The 21,408-nt window shown below is 44.7% G+C and carries 12 protein-coding genes and 1 rRNA gene; 10 read left to right on the forward strand and 3 right to left on the reverse strand.

The annotated features are described in order from the left end of the window. The first annotated feature begins 15 nt into the window (after nucleotides 1-15). The 3 genes from CLV98_RS06775 to CLV98_RS06785 all read left to right on the forward strand — a co-directional run bounded on the left by CLV98_RS06775 (nucleotide 16) and on the right by CLV98_RS06785 (nucleotide 8,238). A complete protein-coding gene (locus CLV98_RS06775; protein WP_109673528.1) occupies nucleotides 16-3,177 on the forward strand; it encodes an OmpA family protein in 3,162 nt (1,053 codons plus the stop codon). A gap of 139 nt (nucleotides 3,178-3,316) precedes the next feature. Beyond that, complete coding sequence (locus CLV98_RS06780; RefSeq protein WP_109673529.1) at nucleotides 3,317-7,048, forward strand: hydantoinase B/oxoprolinase family protein; 3,732 nt, start codon at nucleotides 3,317-3,319, stop codon at nucleotides 7,046-7,048. Nucleotides 7,049-7,071: 23 nt separating this feature from the next. Then, nucleotides 7,072-8,238 carry an NRAMP family divalent metal transporter gene (locus CLV98_RS06785; protein ID WP_109673530.1) on the forward strand — a complete coding sequence of 389 codons (1,167 nt, stop codon included), beginning with the start codon at nucleotides 7,072-7,074 and terminating at the stop codon, nucleotides 8,236-8,238. A gap of 125 nt (nucleotides 8,239-8,363) precedes the next feature. Here the strand turns inward: CLV98_RS06785 and CLV98_RS06790 are convergent, their stop codons facing one another. Then, nucleotides 8,364-9,230, reverse strand: coding sequence for an SDR family oxidoreductase (locus CLV98_RS06790; RefSeq protein WP_211319982.1), 867 nt, complete (start codon nucleotides 9,228-9,230; stop codon nucleotides 8,364-8,366). 51 nt (nucleotides 9,231-9,281) lie between these two features. Further along, nucleotides 9,282-9,833 carry a TetR/AcrR family transcriptional regulator gene (locus CLV98_RS06795; protein ID WP_109673531.1) on the reverse strand — a complete coding sequence of 184 codons (552 nt, stop codon included), beginning with the start codon at nucleotides 9,831-9,833 and terminating at the stop codon, nucleotides 9,282-9,284. A gap of 324 nt (nucleotides 9,834-10,157) precedes the next feature. Between CLV98_RS06795 and CLV98_RS24140 the strand changes: the two genes are divergently transcribed. The 7 genes from CLV98_RS24140 to CLV98_RS06825 all read left to right on the forward strand — a co-directional run bounded on the left by CLV98_RS24140 (nucleotide 10,158) and on the right by CLV98_RS06825 (nucleotide 20,080). After that, nucleotides 10,158-10,391, forward strand: coding sequence for a transposase (locus tag CLV98_RS24140; RefSeq protein ID WP_374755173.1), 234 nt, complete (start codon nucleotides 10,158-10,160; stop codon nucleotides 10,389-10,391). Nucleotides 10,392-10,407: 16 nt separating this feature from the next. Continuing rightward, nucleotides 10,408-10,932 carry a transposase gene (locus CLV98_RS06800; protein WP_374755174.1) on the forward strand — a complete coding sequence of 175 codons (525 nt, stop codon included), beginning with the start codon at nucleotides 10,408-10,410 and terminating at the stop codon, nucleotides 10,930-10,932. A 129-nt stretch (nucleotides 10,933-11,061) separates the two neighbouring features. Next, nucleotides 11,062-12,198 carry an acyltransferase family protein gene (locus tag CLV98_RS06805; protein ID WP_109673532.1) on the forward strand — a complete coding sequence of 379 codons (1,137 nt, stop codon included), beginning with the start codon at nucleotides 11,062-11,064 and terminating at the stop codon, nucleotides 12,196-12,198. Between the two features lie 666 nt (nucleotides 12,199-12,864). After that, nucleotides 12,865-13,446: an RNA polymerase sigma factor gene (locus CLV98_RS06810; RefSeq protein ID WP_158281210.1), complete on the forward strand. Its 582-nt coding sequence runs from the start codon at nucleotides 12,865-12,867 to the stop codon at nucleotides 13,444-13,446. A 69-nt stretch (nucleotides 13,447-13,515) separates the two neighbouring features. Next, nucleotides 13,516-14,589, forward strand: a complete 1,074-nt coding sequence (locus CLV98_RS06815; RefSeq protein ID WP_109673534.1) for a FecR family protein — start codon at nucleotides 13,516-13,518, stop codon at nucleotides 14,587-14,589. 171 nt (nucleotides 14,590-14,760) lie between these two features. Continuing rightward, the gene (locus CLV98_RS06820; protein ID WP_109673535.1) at nucleotides 14,761-18,393 is read left to right on the forward strand and encodes a SusC/RagA family TonB-linked outer membrane protein; all 3,633 of its coding nucleotides are present in this window, start codon (nucleotides 14,761-14,763) and stop codon (nucleotides 18,391-18,393) included. A gap of 13 nt (nucleotides 18,394-18,406) precedes the next feature. After that, nucleotides 18,407-20,080, forward strand: a complete 1,674-nt coding sequence (locus tag CLV98_RS06825; protein ID WP_109673536.1) for a SusD/RagB family nutrient-binding outer membrane lipoprotein — start codon at nucleotides 18,407-18,409, stop codon at nucleotides 20,078-20,080. 1,066 nt (nucleotides 20,081-21,146) lie between these two features. Here the strand turns inward: CLV98_RS06825 and rrf are convergent. After that, nucleotides 21,147-21,258: ribosomal RNA gene (gene rrf, locus CLV98_RS06830) — 5S ribosomal RNA — on the reverse strand. Nucleotides 21,259-21,408: the final 150 nt, after the last annotated feature.

Genomic DNA, 21,408 nt, shown 5'->3' on the forward strand with positions numbered 1-21,408 from the left:
ACCGAATACCTCCTGATGAAAAAACTAACCTATATCACCTATATCGTCTTGATGGTATGCCAAATGGCGAAGGGTCAAAGCAAGAGCCGCTTGCCGGATCCCATCAACCTAAAAGACTATATCGAATATGCACCGTCTATCAGTGCTGATGGGCGTAAACTGATCTTTCAGTCGGGTCGCTATGGACTTTACGTTTCTGCTGGAAACCGAGTACCGGTCATAGAGGCCGAGGGTCGCACCCAGAAAATGGAAAATAGTGAAATGGCCAATTTTTATGGGGTCTATGAAACCTCCTTGCATCCCAGTGGCCAATGGTTAACGCCAGAGCCTATCATGAACATCAACAGATATGGCAGCGGGATAGCACCGGTAATAGGAGGACCGAGTATTAGCTATGATGGGAACTTCCTCTACTATTTCGCCAATTATAATGACGATAGTATAGGCTATGGACGTGAGGACATATATTACTGCCAACGAACCAAATATGGCTGGAGCAAGCCCGTCAACCTAGGGGACGCCATCAACACGCCAGGCTATGAAGGGTTTCCCAGCATATCCCCCGACGGTAAAGTGTTGTATTTCGTCAGGGAAAACTTAGCCAAACTGGCCGAAGGCGAGCAACAATGTTACCGCATCATGCGCTCCAACCTAGGCAGCGACGGAAAATGGCAAAGACCTATTGAGTTACCAGCCCCCGTCAATATGGATTGTGAAAAAGCCCCGAGAATCATGGCCGATGGCAGAACACTGGTATTCTCATCGATAAAAAAAGGAGGCAAGGGCGATTTTGACCTATACTATTCCCGATTTGAAGACAACGGAAGCTGGTCGAACCCCGTGGCTTTGGACATGATCAACACCAAGCGATCGGACCAATCGGTAGCCATAAGCACCTGTGGCGATATCATGTATTATATTAGCAATGGGGACATATACACCTATACCATTCCTGAGGCGCTACGCCCCTACAAAATGGCCGCTATACAGGGATATGCTACCGATTCGGCTACAGGAAAACCACTCCAGACCAGGGTGGTGCTCTCCAACAGGAAAACGGCACAGGTGGTTACCTCCGTAGAGTCAAACCCAGACGACGGCCGGTTCACCCTCCTTGCCCCGGTAACCGACGAATACGAAATCAGTATTTCTATGGCTCAATACCATGCCCAGCGCCAGGGCATATCCTTTCAGGACTATGTGGGTTGTAAGCTTATCGAAAGGAATTTTAAACTAAAAAGCAATAGGACTTCCGGAACCGTCACCCGCTCCGACATCGCTATTCTTCCCCCTACTACCCGCATCGAACGGCCAGCGGCGGTAGTCGAACAAAAACCAATTCAACCCGAAACCACTACCAGTGAGGTGGTATTCGCCTCGGCCCCTGCCGACTCAACGGTAGAGAAACTGAGGGCAGAAGAAAAGGTCGTGGTAAGAACCCAAAGGTTAGAAACTCAGGATACCACTCAGGTGACCACTCCGAATGTCGTACCCACTCCAAAGCCAACCCTATTTCGTGTTGCCATTGCAGTTAGAGACCTAGAAACCAATGAGCTCCTACAGGAAGTTTCAGTAAAGGCTGGAAATGACGATAAGCTAGAGCGGTTAATTCAAAATCCTGACACCCATCTATTCGAATTGGAGGTCCCCCCACATGCGTCTCTACAGATTCTAAGCGCTGCCCTGCACTATCAATCCATGGAGAACAGGCTGGACGATATCACCGAAAACAAAACGGTATCTATCAAATTACTAAAAATAAAACCGTCTATCGTTAAGATATCGGTAATCGATTTTGAAACGAATCAATTAATCCCTTCAGAAATCACCATTGGGCAGGGCGACAGGGAAGCCCAAACCATAGCCACCAGCACTGGAAAACTTGAAAGAACCTTCGACAAGCCCGTTCAAATTACGATAACGGCGACGGCCCAGGGTTATACGACAGTCAGCAAAACCATAGATGTAGAGGTGGCACCCGGCGGTAAAGTCTATGATTATGAAGCCAGGATAGACAGATCGGTCTATACCCTATCGATGAAGGTAGTCGATATAGAGACCAACCAGCCGATCAATAAGGCTTCCTTCGCTATAAGAAGCCTGGCCGATACTTCGGTGCTTACCGTGGCCACCGATGGAGCAACCGAGATACCCCTTCCTAAAACAGGAAAATACGAAGTAAGCTGCACGGTTGCGGGCTATAACCCCCATAAAATGACCCTAACAGTAGAGCAGGAGAAAACGGAAGTATTGTTTAAGGTGCAGAAAACACCTAAAATAATCAAACAGGTGGCCGTCCAAATCGTAGATAAATACACCAAAGAGGCATTGGGAGCCAAGCTCACTGCCAACGGCCAGGCGACGGTATCGGATGGTTCTTTATATTTTGAAGCCGGAACCATCCCCAAACTGGAGGCATCTGTTGCTGGCTACCCACTGGTACAACACCAACTTACCGATTCGGAAATAGACATAGGGCAGGTAAATATTCAGGTCATTAAAACCGAATACCCCTTTACCTTTAGGGCGCTGTCGCTGGAGGATAAAAAATTGCTAACCACCGCTCGTTTCGCCTTGATAGATGAGTCAAAAAATGAGGTTAACCTCACCACCACCGAGGGGGAAGTAACGACCTTGCTATCGCCTGCCAAAAGTTACCAGCTAAGCATCACCTGCGATGGGTACGAGGAATGGACCACCCGCTTCGACCCACAAGCTGCCTTGGCAGACCGACAAGATGTCCTCGAACTATTCTTAAAGCCAGTGCCCACAAAAATCATTTCGGAACCTGCCCTCGCCAGCAAGGTAGCCAGTGAGTCCTTTGGCGAACTGAAAAAAGGAAGGACGATTACCCTCAACAAAATATATTTCGACCAAAGCAGTCCAGTGCTGCGTAATGAATCCTTTGAGGAGTTGAACAACCTGGTAGAGGTACTTAACCAAAACCCGACACTCAGAATCGAGATTAGAGGACATACCGACAATATTGGTGATTTTGACGCCAATGTAAAGCTTTCCAAAGAGCGATGTGAGTCTGTTGTAAAATACCTGGTGAGTAAGGGAATCTCCAAAAAACGGTTGCAATATGTAGGAAAAGGGCCTGTGAATCCTGTGGCACCTAATAATAATGAAGAGAACAAAAAGAAAAATAGACGGGTAGAGTTTGTGGTGCTTTAAGCAAGTTGAAAGATAAAAGGACGAAAGTAACGGAGTTTTACTGCATCGAGGCCATAAGATGGGTGACCCTATTCGCATTGGTAAGATAATCGGTTAAATTCGCAACTCGAATCATTCCTAAATCAACGCTCAGAAGCCCTTGAACTCAACCTGGAGAATAAGTATCGATACTGGAGGTACCTTTACCGATTGCCTTGCCGTGGACCCTCATGGGGGTACCAAAAGAATTAAAGTGTTAAGCTCGGCACGGCTACGGGGCCGTATCTTAGCCCAGCGCGCTCAGAATTGTTATGAGTTTGAAGCATCCTGGCAATTCCCTCAAGACCTGTTTGCCGGTTTTTCATTACAACTCGCAGGGTCTGGAGAAGTGCATTCGGTGGTATCGATGGACTTCGACCAAGGTCTACTGCATGTAGACAGCGACGTAGCCTATACGGGAGCCGTCGATTTCGAAATATTTACGGGAGAGGAGGCTCCGGTGTTTGCGGCACGCTTACTCACCACGACCCCACTTTCTGAGGCGCTGCCTCCTATCGACATGCGCTTAGGCACTACCAAAGGCACCAACGCCCTGCTCGAACGTAAGGGAGCGCGCACCTTGCTGGTGGTCACAAAAGGTTTTAAAGATCTGCTCTACATAGGCAGCCAGCAACGCCCAGATCTTTTCCAGCTTGCAATTCCCGAGCCCAGCTTGCTCTACACCGAAGTATTGGAAATAGACGCCCGCATGGATGCCGATGGCCATGAAATAAAGCCTTTGGAGATGGGCTCCATATCCTGGCCCGAATTGGCCCAGTTCGATTCCGTAGCCATAGCCCTGCTGCACGCTTATAAGAACGATGCCCATGAGCGGATGCTTGAGGCCTATTGTCAGGGGCAAGGGGTACGCTATATTTCCACTTCGGCCCAAATATACGCCTTCTCGCATTACCAGCGAAGAGGCCAGACGGCCGTAGTCAATGCTTACCTAGAGCCCGTATTGGACACCTACCTTACCAATATTCAGCAGTCGTTGTCCAAAGGCAGCTTGCGGGTCATGAACAGTGCCGGAAGCCTGTCGGATGTCCATACTTTCAGAGCAAAAGATAGCCTACTTAGTGGGCCAGCTGGAGGTATGGTGGCCGCCATCAACATTGCACGACGGTTTGGATTCGAAAAAGTGCTTACCTTCGACATGGGAGGAACCAGCACCGACACCGCTCGTATCGACAGACTTCCCGAACTAAAATACATCACCGAAATAGACGGTTTAGAGCTTCATAACCCCGCCTTGGCCATAGAGACCGTAGCCGCTGGAGGAGGCTCTATCTGTTGGTTTGACGGCTATTCCCTTAAAGTAGGCCCCGAAAGTGCTGGGGCGGCGCCCGGCCCTGCCTGCTATGGGGCCGGTGGTCCGCTGACCATAACGGATGTAAACCTTTTGCTGGGTAAGCTTAACCCAGCCCGTTTTGGGATTCCTATCGACCCCCAATCGGCCAAAGACGCCCTCCAACAAATTCAAAAGGCCGTTCATACCAGTAGCGGAAACTGGCTGAGTGACCAGGAGATTTTGATGGGTTTCGAAAAAATTGCCAACGAAAAAATGGCCGACGCCATCCGCCGGATTTCGGTGGCCAAAGGAATAGACCCTACCGACCACGCCCTGGTAACCTTTGGTGGAGCGGGAGGTCTACATAGTTGCCAACTGGCCGATTTGCTAGGTATCGGCAGGGTGTTAGTCCCTTACGACGCCGGGCTTTTTAGCGCAGTGGGCATTGGCGAAGCACTTAACAGCGTGATCGTGTCGAGGCAAATCCTAAAAACCTGGCCAGCAGACATGAGCGAGCTGGATACAGTGATCCAAGAACTTAAAAAAGAAGCTGGGGAGCAGTTGGCCCAGCAAAATATTCATACATCTCGAATCCTTTTTTGTAATGTTTTCCTTCGATTTTTGGGCCAAGAAAATAGCCTTGAGATAGCCTATCAAGGGAAGGAAACCCTCTGGCAGTTTGAAGTACAGTATCGTTCTCAATTTGGATATTTTCCCGAAGACGGCCTCATCGAGGTAGAAAGCGTACGGCTTATGGCCCAAGAGCCTGCCGAAGAGCTGTCTGCTAGCGAAGTAATAGATCAAGGAAAAATGCTGACTTTGGACAACCTTCAAAAGAACCAGTTCCCCTATGCCGATTGGGACGAACTCGTGGCCGGCGACCGTCTCCAGGGCCCCGCTATCTTACTTAATAAAACCTCTACGACCTTTGTGCCGGAAGGATGGAAGCTGGTGATTCAACAAAACAAGGACGCCATCGCCTTCAGAAAGGCAAAAGTTAACAACACTTCTACTCCAGAAAACGAAGCCATAGCCCTACAACTGTATGCCAACCGCTTTGCCGCCATAGCCGACGAGATGGGTGCCCAGCTGCAGCGTACGGCCTATTCGGTCAATGTAAAGGAGCGTCTGGATTTTTCCTGTGCCCTAGTGGACTTCGACGGCGAGCTACTCGTCAATGCACAGCATATACCCGTGCATTTGGGGAGCATGGGTATTTGCACCCGATTGGTTCGCGACTATATCGACATAGGCCCAGGGGACGTCATCATTACCAACCACCCCAAATACGGAGGCTCTCACCTTCCTGATATCACCCTGATCGCCGGCGTATTTACGGAAGAAAAAGAATGTATAGGCTATGTAATCAACAGGGCACATCATGCCGAAGTGGGGGGCAAAACACCCGGCTCCATGCCTCCCGATGCCGTAAACCTGGCAGAAGAAGGAGTGGTAATCCTACCTCAGTATTTGGTAAAAAACAACGAATTTCAATGGGACACCCTGCGTAACCTATTTTTGAATGCCACCTACCCTACCCGCTCCTACGCCTCTAACGAAGCCGATATCGTTGCCGCCCTGTCGGCCCTCAAAAAAGGCAGCACACAGCTCCTTAGGTTGGTAGAAACTGCCGGACTGCAAGAGGTGAAAAAATATATGCGATTACTCAAAAAGAGTGCCGAAAACCAACTCAATCAAGCCCTGATACCCTTTTTAAACCGGGAGTTTATGGCGCAGGAACGCCTCGACGATGGACATGAAATAAAGGTAAGGATTCATATTACCGAAGGGCGACAAGTCTTCGATTTTACAGGAACCTCTAGCGTTCACCCTCATAACCTCAACGCCAATATCTCCATATTGCACAGTGCTATTCTGTATGTTTTCCGCTTACTGATCGACAAAAACATTCCTTTAAATGATGGATTGATGCGCCATGTATCGTTGGTACTGCCGGCCAACAGCTTCTTACACCCTCACTTTTCGGACGACCCAATCGCCTGTCCTGCCGTGGTAGGTGGCAATACGGAGGTGAGCCAGCGGGTAGTCGATACCCTACTGAAAGCCTTGGGACTAGCGGCCTGCAGCCAAGGAACCATGAACAACTTCCTCTTTGGCGATGATACCTTTGGCTATTACGAAACCATAGGGGGTGGAACCGGTGCCGGAGCTGGCTTTAACGGCCGATCGGCCATACACCAGCATATGACCAATACCCGCATCACCGACCCAGAGCCTATGGAACAGAAGTACCCCATACGCTTGCTGGAATATGCAGTGCGCCCACAGTCGGGAGGAGATGGCCAGTACCGAGGGGGAGATGGAATCGTACGGAAAGTTACTTTCTTGAAACCTTTAAAAGTGACCCTATTGGGCCAGCACCGAATAGAAAAGCCCTATGGACTGCAAGGTGGAGAATCGGGAGCATGCGGGCGACATACGCTTCTTAAGGTTTCCGGAGAAAGGGCCTTGTTACCGGGTATCTGTAGCATCGATGTAGCCCAAGGCGATTCCCTATCCATCGAAACACCAGGTGGTGGCGGCTATGGTAAGCCTGTATAACAACTCTCTAACAGTAAGCGCTTATGCCAAAATTAAACTATAGTAATCGACTCCTGGGTGCTGCCTTCCTGATGGCCACATCGGCTGTAGGCCCGGGCTTTCTGACCCAAACCACGGTTTTCACCCAGCAACTCACCACTAGTTTTGGCTTTGTGATCTTGCTATCGGTACTCATCGACCTATGTGTGCAGTTCAATATATGGCAAATTATCGTAGTCTCGGGCAAACGCGCCCAAGACTTGGCCAACGAGCTGGCCCCTGGACTTGGATATATGCTCACCTTCCTGATCGTACTCGGTGGATTGGCCTTCAATATTGGCAACCTGGCTGGAGCCGGTTTAGGCTTAGAAGCCCTCTTGGGGCTCCCTGTCCAATACGGAGCCGCCGCCAGTGCCGTCATGGCTATTTCGATATTCCTTTTTAAAGAAGCCGGTAAGAAGATGGACCTATTGACCAAAATTCTCGGTTTTGCAATGATCTTGCTGATCATGGTGGTGGCCTTTATAGCCCGTCCCCCATTGGCACAGGCCCTGCAGCATACCATAGTGCCGGTACATTTTGACGCCCTGGCCACCATAACCCTCGTAGGAGGAACGGTAGGAGGTTATATTTCCTTTGCCGGAGCACATCGGCTACTCGATGCCGGCTTCAGCGGAGCCAAAGATTTACAACAAACCAACCGGGGAGCGGGAACGGCCATTCTACTTACCGCCGTTATTCGCTATCTTTTGTTTTTGGCTACCCTTGGGGTGGTCATGAATGGAACGGTTATCCAGGCCGATAACCCTACGGCATCGGTGTTCGAAAACGCTACGGGCTCAATGGGGAGGCGACTTTTTGGCCTGATGATCTGGTCGGCGGCCATCACCTCAGTAGTGGGTGCGGCCTACACTTCCCTCACCTTTTTACGAAGCCTTCACCCCGTCATCGAAAGGCATCAGTCGAGATGGACTGTGCTATTTATAGTATTTTCGGCACTTGTATTTTTGCTAATTGGCACCCCCGTTCAGGTATTGATCTTTGTAGGGGCCCTCAATGGCTTCGTCCTTCCTTTTGCCTTGGCCATACTGCTAGTCGCAGTCCAGAAAAAGCGGATCATGGGAGGCTACCGACATCCCAGATGGCTGCTGCTCATGGGTTGGATGGTCGTCCTACTTTTACTGTGGTTGGGATTCCAGGCGTTAAGCTAAGGACTCTTAGGCCTTGCCTAGCCTTGGAGTCACCCTTGTCGGTTGTCCTATTCCCCCATCCAACACCTAGCCCGTTCGGCCTTTTGACAGGTCGAAACGGGCTATGGTCCTTCTATAAGAGGTTCTTATAAAAGATGGTCAATAATTTGGTTTATTAACTTGGTACCATCCGGGTCGGCCTGGGTTTTTAATCGACTAAAGTCTTCGGCCCATTCAGAAGTACGAATACGAAATGGTGGATTCTCATTTTCGGCAACCGTCCAGATCACTTCCGCCACTTCACGACCAGTTTGATACACCTGATGATCGCTTTCTTGCGCTCTTTCTTGGTTCTTGGCTAGGTATTTTTCAAAAATCGGCAAATACTCTCCACTCGCCAGCTGACCATTCTCCATGGTTTTCCCTACAGCCGATGTCATAAATTCGGTGGCTATACCGCCGGGCTCAACGGTAGAAATTTTAATATTGAAGGCCTTACTCACATAGGTAGCAAGACTTTCCATATAACCTTCCACGGCAAATTTCGCTCCACAATATAGCTCATTAAATGGCTGTCCTACGAGCCCTCCTACCGAGGTGACACTGATGATCTGCCCCGATTTCTGCTTACGCATATAAGGTAAAACGGCTTGCGTGCAAAACACCACCCCAAGGTAATTCACTTCGGTAACCCATCTGATCTCCGCTTCGGAAGCCTGCTCGGTAGTTTTGGCAAAGCCAGCACCTGCATTATTGACCAGGATATCGATCTTCCCATCCTCGTCGATGATGGTCTGTACTGTCGCTGTTATGCTCGCAGGCAGGGTGACATCCAAAGGCAAGAGGGTAATATCAAGGTTTCCCTCCATTATCTTCTGTTTCAAGGCCTCGCCCTTTCCCAAGTTTCGCATGGTTGCATATACCTTATACCCCTTTTGGGCAAATAAAATGGCTGCTTCTAATCCAACGCCTGTGGACGTTCCGGTAATTAATACGTTTTTCTTTGTCATCATTCAAGTAATTTTGGAATGAATATTCATTCCATATTTTGGGTAAAAAATTTTTTATTCTTTAATGGCGTCCCAGACCATCGTCAATTGATTCTGAAGGGATTGGCGATGGGGCGCAGGTTGGTTAAAAACCCACCTCAAGTAGGCCAACATGGCTCCACCAATAAACTGAAGCAGCTCTCCAGAGTCGATGCTCTTAATAATACGCTCTTGTTGGCCGATCTGGATGAGCTGCACGACGGCCTCTACGGCTTCAAGGCCTTTGGTCCTACTCTCTTCGGTAATGATAGGAGATGCTTGGAGCTGCTCCATAAACTGAAAATAAAGCGGATTGTTCAGGAAAAAGTCGATCAGGGAAACAAAGTAGTTTTCAAATTGCGTTTTTATGGGTTTTTCATCCTCAAAAGTCTTAAAAAGACCCTTTTCCTGCTCTTTGATCCCTACATAAATCTCGTTGATCAGAATATCCTTGTTACTAAAATAGTTGTAGATGGTCCCCATACCAGTACCCGCCTCCTTCGCAATGGCCGACATCGGCGTATTATGAATTCCTTTTTCGGTCAATAGCTTGAGGGCACTTTTTAATATGGCTTCCTTTTTGTTCATGATGCAAAGTAAAATAAATGGAATGATTATTCCAAATCTTCTTTGAAAAATTCATCCATGAATCCGCTATGGCGAAGTACTCATGGTCCTCCCCTCAGCTGGGTGGACAAGTGGTTCGTCAACGATCTTTACTCCAGAGCTCATTTTATTGAAAAAGAGTTTTAGCATTAAATTGAACGGCTCATCGAACTATAACCCAGTTTCCTTATGGATATTTTTATTCAAAAACTCTTAGAGCCTGTTTAAAAATCAGAATTGAAAATGAATATGGGCATCGACAAGTAAGTTAAAGTTACGTTCTTTGAAGTGACTAAACTTTTAAAAATGTACCCAACTGACTTATCAGATGCCCGCTGGAAATATATCAAAAAAACATTACAATTCGACGACAGGAAGCGAAAACATAGCCTTCGAGAGATTTGGAATGGTATTCTTTATCTTGTTAAAACCGGATGTCAGTGGCGTATGTTGCCATCAAATTTCCCAAAGTGGCAACTGGCTAACTGGATGGCCAGCCCCGTATTATTACAAAAAGTGGGCAGATACAGCACAGTTTGACTTACTTTTAGAAGAGTTGAGAGGTAAAATACGCATTAAAATGGGCCAAAAGGCAGATCCTTCGTTAGGTATTGTTGATAGCCAAAGTGTACGTTGGGGCAATAATAGGTCTTTGAATGGCTTTGACGGCAATAAAAAAGTGAAAGGGGTAAAGCGACATGTGGTTGTGGATAAAAACGGTTTTTTAATTGCAGTAATGGTCTCAATTGCTAACGTGCATGATGGAAAAGCAGTTTTGTTGTTAATGCAAGTTCTAAAAGAAATGCTTTGCGGAATCAAAGTTATATTAGCTGATGGAGGTTATCGAGGCGAAATAATTGCCGAAATAAAAAAGAGCTTCGGATATATTATTCAAGTCGTACTAAGGTCAGATAAATTTGAAAAGGAATTTAAACCCATACACAAAAGGTGGATCATTGAACGAACCTTTGCCTGGTTTGATAATGATCGCAGATTATGTCGAAATTATGAACTGTTGATGGAAACCGCAGAAGAAATGGTCAAACTGGCGGCCATTAAACACTTATTGAATAAAATTTAAACAGGCATTTACTTTTAATAAACTTTCGGATAGTAGTGAGATTCTCAAAAGGAACCTAGCATTGGTAATAAGAATTAGTTTAAAATAAACTAAATTGTCGGCTTACCTAAAAGATATACGTTAAGCTACATGGAAAGGAAAAATGAAAGTAATCCCTCATATATCTCGCAACTCGACGGGTTAAGGGCTATTGCGATTATTTTGGTATTAATATTTCACTGGTATCCTGAAGGACAAGGAATTAATATCTTGGCCAACGGCCCATTGGGAGTAACCATATTTTTTGTATTAAGTGGATTCCTCATTACCCGAATTCTACTGAATTACAGACAAAAATTATCTGATGGGGGTATCACAAAGGCCTATAAAGTGTTTATGGCACGACGTATGTTACGGATCTTCCCACTATATTACCTGGTCCTTTTAGTCGTATGGCTGGCCCAGTACATTGGCTTTATTCCTCCGATTGGCACCCAACTCTATAGTCATCCGCTCTATTATATTCTATATGCCTCCAACTTTCTGATCGAATACCTACACGATTGGTCCGATGTATTGTCTCCCTTTTGGTCTTTGGCGGTAGAAGAACAGTTCTATATCTTTTTCCCTTTACTCATTCTGAGTGTGCCTCAGGCTTACCTCAAAAAAAGTATTATAGGCCTAATTGTCCTGGGAATAGTATCGAGGGTCATTCTACATCTGGTAGGGGTCAATGAAGGCGTACATATGCCTACTTGTCTCGACGCCTTTGGGCTGGGTGCTTTATGGGCTTATTTGCTGGTGAATCGGCCCGATCCACATAGCTTCCTTAAGCTTACCCGCTATGGTGGCCTATTGGGGATGGTCGTATTTATCGTATTTTGCCTTATAGGGCAAGGGAATTTTGCAGCCGTGCTCTTTTTTCGCACCTCTATGTCCCTTATAGCGCTGTATCTAGTAGCGGGTGCCAGCTACAAAGGCGGCTTTGCCAATATATTTGGCAGTATCTTGAATCACCAGATTTTAAAATACATCGGCAAAATAAGTTATGGACTCTATGTATTCCATATGTTGGTTCCAGCGGTCCTGGTACCTTTGTTGCTAAAATTACTTCAGCGCTTTGCCGGAATCTCTATTCCAATGAATGACAATGGATCACGCATTTTAAGCTTAAGCGTTCTACTCGTACTGGCAACCGCTTCCTGGTACCTTTACGAAAAACCCATTATACAGATAAAAAAATATTTCGAAATGAGGACCAAGAACAAGGTCAGGGTGCCTATGTGATAGGTTCCTATCAAGGATGTTCGACTCTGGGTAATAAACATATCGAGTTAAAAGTAGCATAATTTCTAGGCTCTGGCGGCATTAGTATCTCATCGCTGGCTTACAAACTTTAGATAAATATTACTGCCGTAAATTCTACTAATTTTTAAGAATCGATCGATGCAAATACATCTAGATATAGTAGACCTTATGACGACTTGTTCGTTTGGCTATTGGCGGTCAGACTGTTCCTGAAAACGATCATTTAGCCTTTGGCTGGTGGATCATTGCCAATAGTGAAAATGTTGATACCATATCCTTCATGATACGGATTATTCTCTCTCCCTAAACACCAATTATGCAAAATAGGATAAGCGCTCCTAATTCAGTTACAAGTCCCCTTTAAAGGGATGCCTTTCGCAATCGAACACCAAAAATCCAATATTAATAATTCAATAAAACATTTTCTTAAACGTAGCTCGATTCCTAGATTTATTCTATTAAAACAATCAATAACATAAATAGTTTATTACCTTAGTATTAAGATCCTGATCTGCGTTTGTTGCTAGGTGAAAATAAAACTAAGTTTGTCCTAATAGCAATTTTTACCATGAAATATAAAAACGAAAGTGATCAACATGAAGCGCAATAAACTGAAAATTAGTCACTTAACTTATTTCTGCAAGATTGGAAAAGGCACTTTCAGATTCTGACCTATGGCTTGCCTTTCAAAGGGGCGATCAGGAGTCATTTGCCCAAATTTACCAACTACATATTAATGAACTAATTAGCTATGGTTATAGGGTTACAAACGACAGACAACTTATAAAGGATAGTATACAGGATCTTTTTCTTCACCTCTGGCTGCATCGTGAAAACCTTGCGCAAACTACCTCTATAAAATTTTATCTTTTCAGAGCACTTCGTAACAAAATATTACGCAATTCAAAAACAGCCGTCACATCAATCGACTTAGATGAGGACATTTTCAATTCCCTGATGGATTTACCCTATGAGTACCATTATACCAACCAGGAATTTGAAATAGAACAATCTGAAAAACTGCAAAACGCCATTCAAGGACTTACCCCAAGACAAAAAGAAATAATCATATTTCGATATGAAAATGACTTTACACTCGAAGAAATATCCCAAATTATGAGACTTTCGAACCAGTCGGTTCGCAACATTTTGCATCGAGCAGTAAGACAGTTGCGCCATTATTTCGAAATTGCTGGGCCCATTCTCCTATTGCTTTTCAATTTTTAAAAATATTTAATGGACTTATTGGGTACAAATCGCTTCTGTTCTGATTTATAGAATAGATAGCAATTTACTATGCACAAGAAATACAAAAAATATAGTGTTGAGGATTTTGTAAAAGATGAAAATTTCATCTTATGGGTAAAGTATGGAGATCAGCCGCTGACAGAACTTTTTGACCAGGTAAAAACAAATTACACGTATCAAAAGGAAGCTATAAGCCAGGCAAGGGTAATTGTCACAAAACTTTCTCAAAAAACGGAATACGAAAATCAAGCTTCTGACATTTCGGAGATATGGAACAACATTACCAACGAAATGGAAAGCCATCATCACACACAAAATCACACGGTTGGTTGGCGGAGTATACTTTCGGCAGCGTCGGTCATTCTCTTGCTAGGGTTTGGTGTTTGGTTTTTCAAAACAAGCCAACCCAAAACGAAGTACGCCACACAGACTGCATCACTGCCTTACCAATTACAGGAAGAGTCCAGTATTGAAGAAGTACCTAAAAAGATTATCCTACCAGATGGAAGTGAGGTAACCTTAGATGCGAATAGCAAAATAAGCTTTTCCCCGGATTTTAATGGATCTGCTCGGGAGGTATACTTATCGGGTTCTGCATTTTTCAATGTCGTTAAAAATCCTGAAAAGCCATTTTTAGTTTATGCCAACGAAGTCATTACGCGTGTAGTAGGGACGAGCTTTAAAATAAGTGCTTTCGAATCAGAGAAAAATGTAGTGGTTTCGGTTAAAACTGGAAAGGTATCCGTTCAATCAAACCAATCGCAACCAGCATCTAATCCTCAGGAGGTAAGTCTGTTACCCAATCAGCAAGCTATTTTTTCACGCGAAGAAATGCGATTTACCAAACAAGATATCAATTATAGTACAGTCGTTAAAACAGAAACGGTTGCATCTATTTCAAAGTTTTCGAATACTCCAATTCCCATAATCTTACAATCACTTGAAAATCAGTTCCAAATTAAAATAATATATGATCAGGCCGTTTTTTCAAATTGTCGATTAACGACATCGTTTCAAAATGAAACATTAAAAGAAAAGCTTGAAATAATTTGCGAGGCCATTGGCGCAACCTATGAAATAACGAAAATTGAAGTTTCTATTAATGGAAACGGCTGTAATTAATCCATTCCTAAACCCTAAATCATATGATTAAATAAACCACCAAAAAAAAGCCGATAACGATTCCAGCGCTATCGGCATTCATTTTCCCTATGGCCTTTCTAAAACGACATCCGAAAATTTTCGGTGAAGGGACTGTTATTGCTTTTCTCAAACAAGAACAAATCAAAATTAATGAAAAAAGAGCTACTTACACAGGAAAACCTGTACGGCCTTATGAGAATATCATTTCTTCAGGTATGTATAGCGGTATTATTTGCCTCTGCATCGCTTGCGCACAAGGCAGATGCGCAAGAATTGCTGAATAAGAGAATCAGCTTTAAGGTTCAAAATCAACATTTGGTTGAAATACTTAATATCCTCGAGAAACAAGCCGATGTTAAGTTTACCTACCGACCTAAGTTGATACCGACTAGTAAAAAGATCACTATGGAAGCGAGTAATGAACCACTTGCCGATATTCTGAACGAATTATTAAGTCCAGTACATATCAAATACAAAGTTTTTGGGAAGCAAGTAGTATTATCACCTCAAGATACGCCAAAGAACAAAAATGAAACTTTAATTCCAATTGGTAGAGAAGTACAAAGTCCCTTACAAACTGTAACGGGGAAGGTGGTTTCCTCCAAAGATGGTTCTAGCTTACCGGGTGTTAATGTTTTGCAGAAGGGTACTCAAATAGGTAGTACTACGGACGGAAATGGTAAATACAGTATCAATGTTACTGGTTCTAATCCGGTGCTGATATTTTCTTATATCGGTTTCAATACACAAGCCGTAGAAATCGGCAATAAGACTAGCCAGGACATCACCATGATTGAAAGTGTGGAAACACTCAAGGAAGCCGTCATTACCGCCTACGGTATCAAGCGGGAAAAAAGATCCTTGGGATATTCAGTTGGAACTGTTGAGGGGACGGCCTTAACACAAACACCACAGAACAACCTATTGAATGCCATGTCTGGCAAAGTAGCAGGCGTTCAGATCTCACAAATGGGAGGTGGTGTAGGCTCGTCGGTAAGTATGATTATTCGTGGAGCAAGCTCCCTAAACAGTGATAATCAACCTCTTTTCGTAATCGATGGAGTGCCCGTTGCCAACAAATTGAGTAATGGCTTTGCTGGTGCTGATATGGGAAACCCCATATCCGACATTAACCCAAATGATATCGCCAGCGTTTCCATCCTGAAGGGAGCCAGCGCTGCGGCATTATACGGTTCTAGGGCGGGTAATGGTGTCGTTTTGATTACTACCAAATCGGGAGCATCTGGTAAAAAAGGCATTGGTGTATCCTTAAATACTGCTGTGGTGATGGATATTCCACTTCAGTACATTCAAGTCCAAAATAAATTTGGATCTGGGAAAGTAGGTGCTCACGCACTTGAAGAGCAAGAAAATGAAAGCTGGGGTGCCGCATTGGACAAAGGCGAGATGTGGGCCCAATGGAACACCAATGGTGTAAAAACGCCATTGATATCTCATCCTTATCGCTTCAAAGATTTCTTTCAGACCGGCGTAACAAACACCAATAATGTCTCTGTCAACGGTAATTATGACAAAGGTAATTTCAGGATGTCGGTAGGTAATATGAAAAATAAAGGTCTTATTCCGAACACCGATCTTTCCAGACTAACCCTTGCGCTGAACACTACTTATAACCTAACCGATAAGTTACGTGCCACATTCAATCTGAACATCACCGAGTCGGGCTCTGATAATAGACCCTTGATAGATGCATCTCGTAATGACCCTGTTAGAAGTATTTATGAAACAGGCGCTCAGATTGATATTAATCAATTAAGAGATTACTGGATTCCAGGGCAGGAGGGTATTGCCCAACTCAAATACAAGGATAAACAAAATAACCCTTTCTATTTGGTATATGAAAACCCAACAGGTTTTAAGCGCGACAGGACTGTTAGCAAAGTTCAGTTGGATTATGACCTCAGCAAGGAGTTTTCGATCACTGGACGTTATTCAAGAGATAGCTACAATGAAGTATTCGAATCGAAAAAAGCTTTCAACAATTTTGAGTTTGTAAACGGCGCGTATAGTTTAAGAAACTCAAACAATAAGGAAACCAATTTGGATTTGATCATTGCCTACAAGAAAAATTTTGGGGTGAACTGGAGTGTGAATGCAATGGCTGGGGGTAACCGTCTTGAACAATATGGCCGCTCGCTTGAAAATAATGCCTCTTCTCTTGTGGTTCCCGGATTGTACAATATAGCTAATGGCGCCCCAGGTACTGTTTCTTATGCCAGCGGTTTATCTCGCAAGTTGCTTTATGGTGCTTACGGATCCGCCTCGATTGGATTTAAGGACATGGTATACCTTGATCTGACCGCTCGTAATGACTGGACCAGCACGCTTCCAAAAGGGAATAACTCCTATTTCTATCCATCTGCTTCTCTGAGCGTGCTGGTTTCGGAAATGGTACAATTGCCAACCTGGATCAGTTTTGGTAAGGTAAGAGCTGGATATGCTCAGGTTGGTAATGATGTGGCTCCTTATAACTTGGTTCAAACCTATTCAACTGCCGCCGACTGGGGGACTGCCAAAAGAATGTATATGGCAGGTACATTAAAAAATGCTGATTTGAAACCAGAAATTGCCACCTCAATGGAGGTTGGATTTGACGTAAAATTCCTAAGGAATCGTCTGGGATTAGAAGCGACCTACTACGAAAGAAACAACAAGAATCAAATTCTTGGTATATCGGTTCCTATTGAATCTGGAGCAGCGAGTAAGTTGATCAACGCAGGGTTGGTAGAAAGCAAAGGATTTGAATTTGGTCTGGTTGCCACCCCAATAAAAACAGACAATCTAACTTTTGATCTGAACATAACATTGAGCCGCAACAGGGCCTACATTAGAAGATTGGCGGATGGAATTAAGTTTTTCGCTACCAATGCGAGTAGTGGAGCGCTGGTACGCACCTATGAAGGTGGGCAAATGGGTGACATTTACGAACAGCCTATTCTGAAAGTTGAAGATCCTAACTCAGTTTATAACAATTATCCCATCGTAACAGCTGGCGGACTTTATCAAACCAATAACGACATTAATAAGATGATTAAGATTGGAAATTACAATCACAACATCTTAATGGGTATTCAACCTACCATTACCTACAAAAACTTCACTTTATTCGCCAACGTCGATTGGCGCCAGGGTGGACAGTTTTATTCTAACACCATGATGTTCCTAGGTAATAATGGTCAGCGAGAAGAAACAATTTCTGGTGTTGATTATGACCCAAATAGTAGTATAGTAGATCAGATCAAGGCAAATCCTGATAAATATCTAGGCAATTGGATAGGTGGTAGAAATGGAGACTACGGAGGGTTTTCATGGCCAGAAGGGAGTACAGAATCGAAAATAAGGCTTAATGATGCGAGTTTGAACCCGGGTGTATTTGCCACAAAAAATGCTGCCGGAGAAACGGTATATACGGAGAACCTGGGCGGTGCTGGAAGCAAATGGTTAAGCCCATTTGATGCCTATCGCTATTCGCATCGTCCTTTTCCAGATCGCAACATGTACAGTGCTACTTACGTGAAACTTCGTGAAGTTTCTTTGACCTACCATTTGCCAAAATCAATAATCAATAGATTGAAAGTACAAAATGCTTCGATAGCGGTTGTAGGAAACAACTTGTTTATGTGGACGAAAGCGGGGATTAAGGGATTGGATCCCGAAAAGGCCTTTCAGCAGAATGGCAGTAGCTGGTCACAAGGTATAGAATACTATAATATACTTCCATACACTGGTTCCTTAGGATTTAAATTGAACGTTGACTTTTAAATAGAAAGACAAAATGAGAACTACAAAATCGATATATATTACCTTATTTGTCACCATAGGTCTTTTTCTTTCTTCCTGTGAGAATTTGATTGAAGTGAATGAAAATCCCAATAGCCCAGAGAATGTCTCTTCCAATTTTATTCTTACCTATGTATTGACCAATACAGGTAAGGTTGTGTATAGCCTTGGGAAGGACGGATCTAAAATTGGAGCTGCCATGCAATATATGCAGGCAGGAACCAATGAAGGCGCAACAGTCATTAATCAATATGCTTGGACACAGGAATCGTGGTCATCCTATTATGATTATTTACGCAACAATCAATTGGTTTACGAGAACGGAGTACGTGATAATAATCGCTTTTTCCAAGCGATTTCTCTGACCATGAAATCATACCTTTTTGGGCTGATGACGGACTTGTACGGAGATATCCCCTATTCAGATGCCCTAAAGGCAAATACGGGTTTGTATTTCCCAAAATACGATGCCCAAGCCAATGTTTATAAAGGTATATTGGCAGACCTTAAGGAAGCGAGTAGTCTGCTGAGTAGTCTGGAAGCAAAAGACGCCGTTAGTGCTACTGCAGATGTGATGTACAAAGGCGACGGGGCGAAATGGAAAAAGTTTGCCAATTCATTGCGCTTACGGTATGCCTTGCGACTAGCAGACAAAAAAGCGGAAATGACTGCCTTGGGTGTGAATCTGGACACTGAATTTAAAGAAGCAAGTACCCTTGCTTTTGCAAGTAATGCCGACAATGCAGCGATGCAATTTTTGGGAACAACTCCCGACAACTCCAATCCTGGAGGTTTGTTGAACGCAGCCAACCCTAACCTTCTACTAAAACCTGGGAAGACCTTGGTAGATAAGCTGGTCACACTCAATGATCCACGTTTACAGCGGTGGACAAATCCGGTTCAGCGCAAGTGGGATGCCAATGTGAAGGTCGTGACTACTAAAACCGTCACCAACATATTTGGGGAAAACTTCTCGGTGGTTTACGTGCCCGCCGTGGCTAGCAGTGCCGACACATCTTTATATGTTGGGCTTCCTATTGGGATGTCCGTTACTTCTGCAATCTCCTATAACAAGGGCAACGACGTGGCAACTTATATTAATGAGCGTAATCCATACATTTCCTACATTCATGACCGGTATCGTAAAAACACCGATCCTTATGCACCCATGGATCTGATGTCTTATAGCGAAGTTGAATTCATTCTTTCTGAGGCGGCTTCCTTGGGTATTTTTGGCGCAACAGATGCAGAGGGTCATTACAAAAATGCGATACATGCCTCCATGGATAAAGCAGGTGTATTTACGGCCTCTAGCTTTAATTTTGACACCTATTATGGACAGAATGATGTTTCATATACAGGAGCAAGCAACAAGCAAGAGCGTATTCTAGAGCAGAAATGGATTTCTTCCTGGTTTGGTATTCAATCTTGGTTTGACTGGAGGCGTACTGGATATCCTACCTTGAAAACGGGTGCCCTAGCACAATATGGCCCTGCTTTACCAATCCGGTATATTTACCCGACTGCGAATCTAGACCCTAGTTATATCGTAAATTACAACGAAGCGGTTGATAAATTGGTCAGCACTAATTATGTTCCTTCCGGTCAAAGTAAGGATCACCATTATTCAAAAATGTGGTTATTGCAAGGAACCAATAAACCTTGGTAAACCGCTAAACGCTGCTCGTTAATACAAAACACCCGGTCAAATAATCATTAGACCGGGTGATTTGTATATATCTGGCAACTTCATAGTGAACATGCCAGTGATTTACACTCGGCTGTCGGCAATCAGCTGTCAGCTCTAGGCTATATGCTGTATGCAAGAAGCACAGCCCTTTAACCGTAGCGGTCGGCGATCGGCGATCGGCAGTCGGCTTTCAGCCATCAAACATCAGCCGTAAGCTCTAGGCTCTATGCTATAAGCACAGCCCTTTAACCGTTGCGGCAGTCGGAAATAAGCAATACCGCATCTAACCACGCAGCGGCCGCATTTAACCTTAGACCTTTAACCGTGCGGCGGACCGCTTTCAACCATATTAGGCTTTAGGCCTTAGGCCTTAGGCAATCAGCCGTCGGCTTTCGACTTCGGCAGGGCCTTAATATGGAGACGTGCTTGAGGCCGTAAGCAGTAAATCCAGCCCTATAACAGCTGCGGCGGACCGCTTTCAACCATATTAGGCTTTAGGCCATAGGCAATAGGCAATCAGCCGTCGGCTTTCGGCGTTCGGCTTCGGCAGGGCCTTAATATGGAGACGTGCTTGAGGCCGTAAGCAGTAAACCCAGCCCTATAACAGCTGCGGCGGACCGCTTTTAACCGAGCGGCGGCCGCTTTTAACCTTAGACCTTTAACCTTTAACCGCGCAACGGACCGCTTTCAACCATATTAGGCTTTAGGCCATAGGCAATAGGCAATCAGCCGTCGGCGTTCGGCGTTCGGCTTCGGCAGGGCCTTAATATGGAGACGTGCTTGAGGCCGTAAGCAGTAAACCCAGCCCCATAACAGCTGCGGCGGACCGCCTTTCACCCCTTTCCTAATACCTAACTCCTGGCTCCTAATTACCTTTAACCGAGCGGCGGCCGCCTTTAACCTTAGACCTTTAACCGCGCGGCGGCCACTTTTAACCGTTCAACGAACCGCTTTTAACCGAAACATCCTAACCCCTAACAACCCAAAAGCCTAATCCCTAAAAGCAAAAAAAACCATCCCTTTTGAGGATGGTTCTTTGTTAATATTGTGGCGGCTACCTACTTTACCAGGTGTGATCCAAGTATCATCGGCGGTCTCGGGCTTAACTTCTCTGTTCGGGATGGGAAGAGGTGAACACCGAGCCTATAGCCACCAACAAGGTCTTTAGAGTGTATAGTATCTGGGTTAGTCGCTTCGGATATCAGGATTTAGTCCTCTCACCTTTAACTTTTAACCTTTTCAACTTTTTCATGTCATATTGGAAGTAAAAGAGAATAATTGTAAAGTTATTTCGAAAAATAATGTGC

It is taken from the genome of Dyadobacter jejuensis (assembly GCF_003149085.1).
GTDB lineage: Bacteria > Bacteroidota > Bacteroidia > Cytophagales > Spirosomataceae > Dyadobacter > Dyadobacter jejuensis.

Bases quoted from the DNA above. Each gene is read 5' to 3' on its own strand.
- CLV98_RS06790 (WP_211319982.1), bottom strand. From the start codon at position 9,230: ATGATGACAAAGAAAAACGTATTAATTACCGGAACGTCCACAGGCGTT.
- CLV98_RS06805 (WP_109673532.1), top strand. From the start codon at position 11,062: ATGGAAAGGAAAAATGAAAGTAATCCCTCATATATCTCGCAACTCGAC.
- CLV98_RS06795 (WP_109673531.1), bottom strand. From the start codon at position 9,833: ATGAACAAAAAGGAAGCCATATTAAAAAGTGCCCTCAAGCTATTGACC.
- CLV98_RS06815 (WP_109673534.1), top strand. From the start codon at position 13,516: ATGCACAAGAAATACAAAAAATATAGTGTTGAGGATTTTGTAAAAGAT.
- CLV98_RS24140 (WP_374755173.1), top strand. From the start codon at position 10,158: ATGTACCCAACTGACTTATCAGATGCCCGCTGGAAATATATCAAAAAA.
- CLV98_RS06785 (WP_109673530.1), top strand. From the start codon at position 7,072: ATGCCAAAATTAAACTATAGTAATCGACTCCTGGGTGCTGCCTTCCTG.
- CLV98_RS06775 (WP_109673528.1), top strand. From the start codon at position 16: ATGAAAAAACTAACCTATATCACCTATATCGTCTTGATGGTATGCCAA.
- CLV98_RS06820 (WP_109673535.1), top strand. From the start codon at position 14,761: ATGAAAAAAGAGCTACTTACACAGGAAAACCTGTACGGCCTTATGAGA.
- CLV98_RS06825 (WP_109673536.1), top strand. From the start codon at position 18,407: ATGAGAACTACAAAATCGATATATATTACCTTATTTGTCACCATAGGT.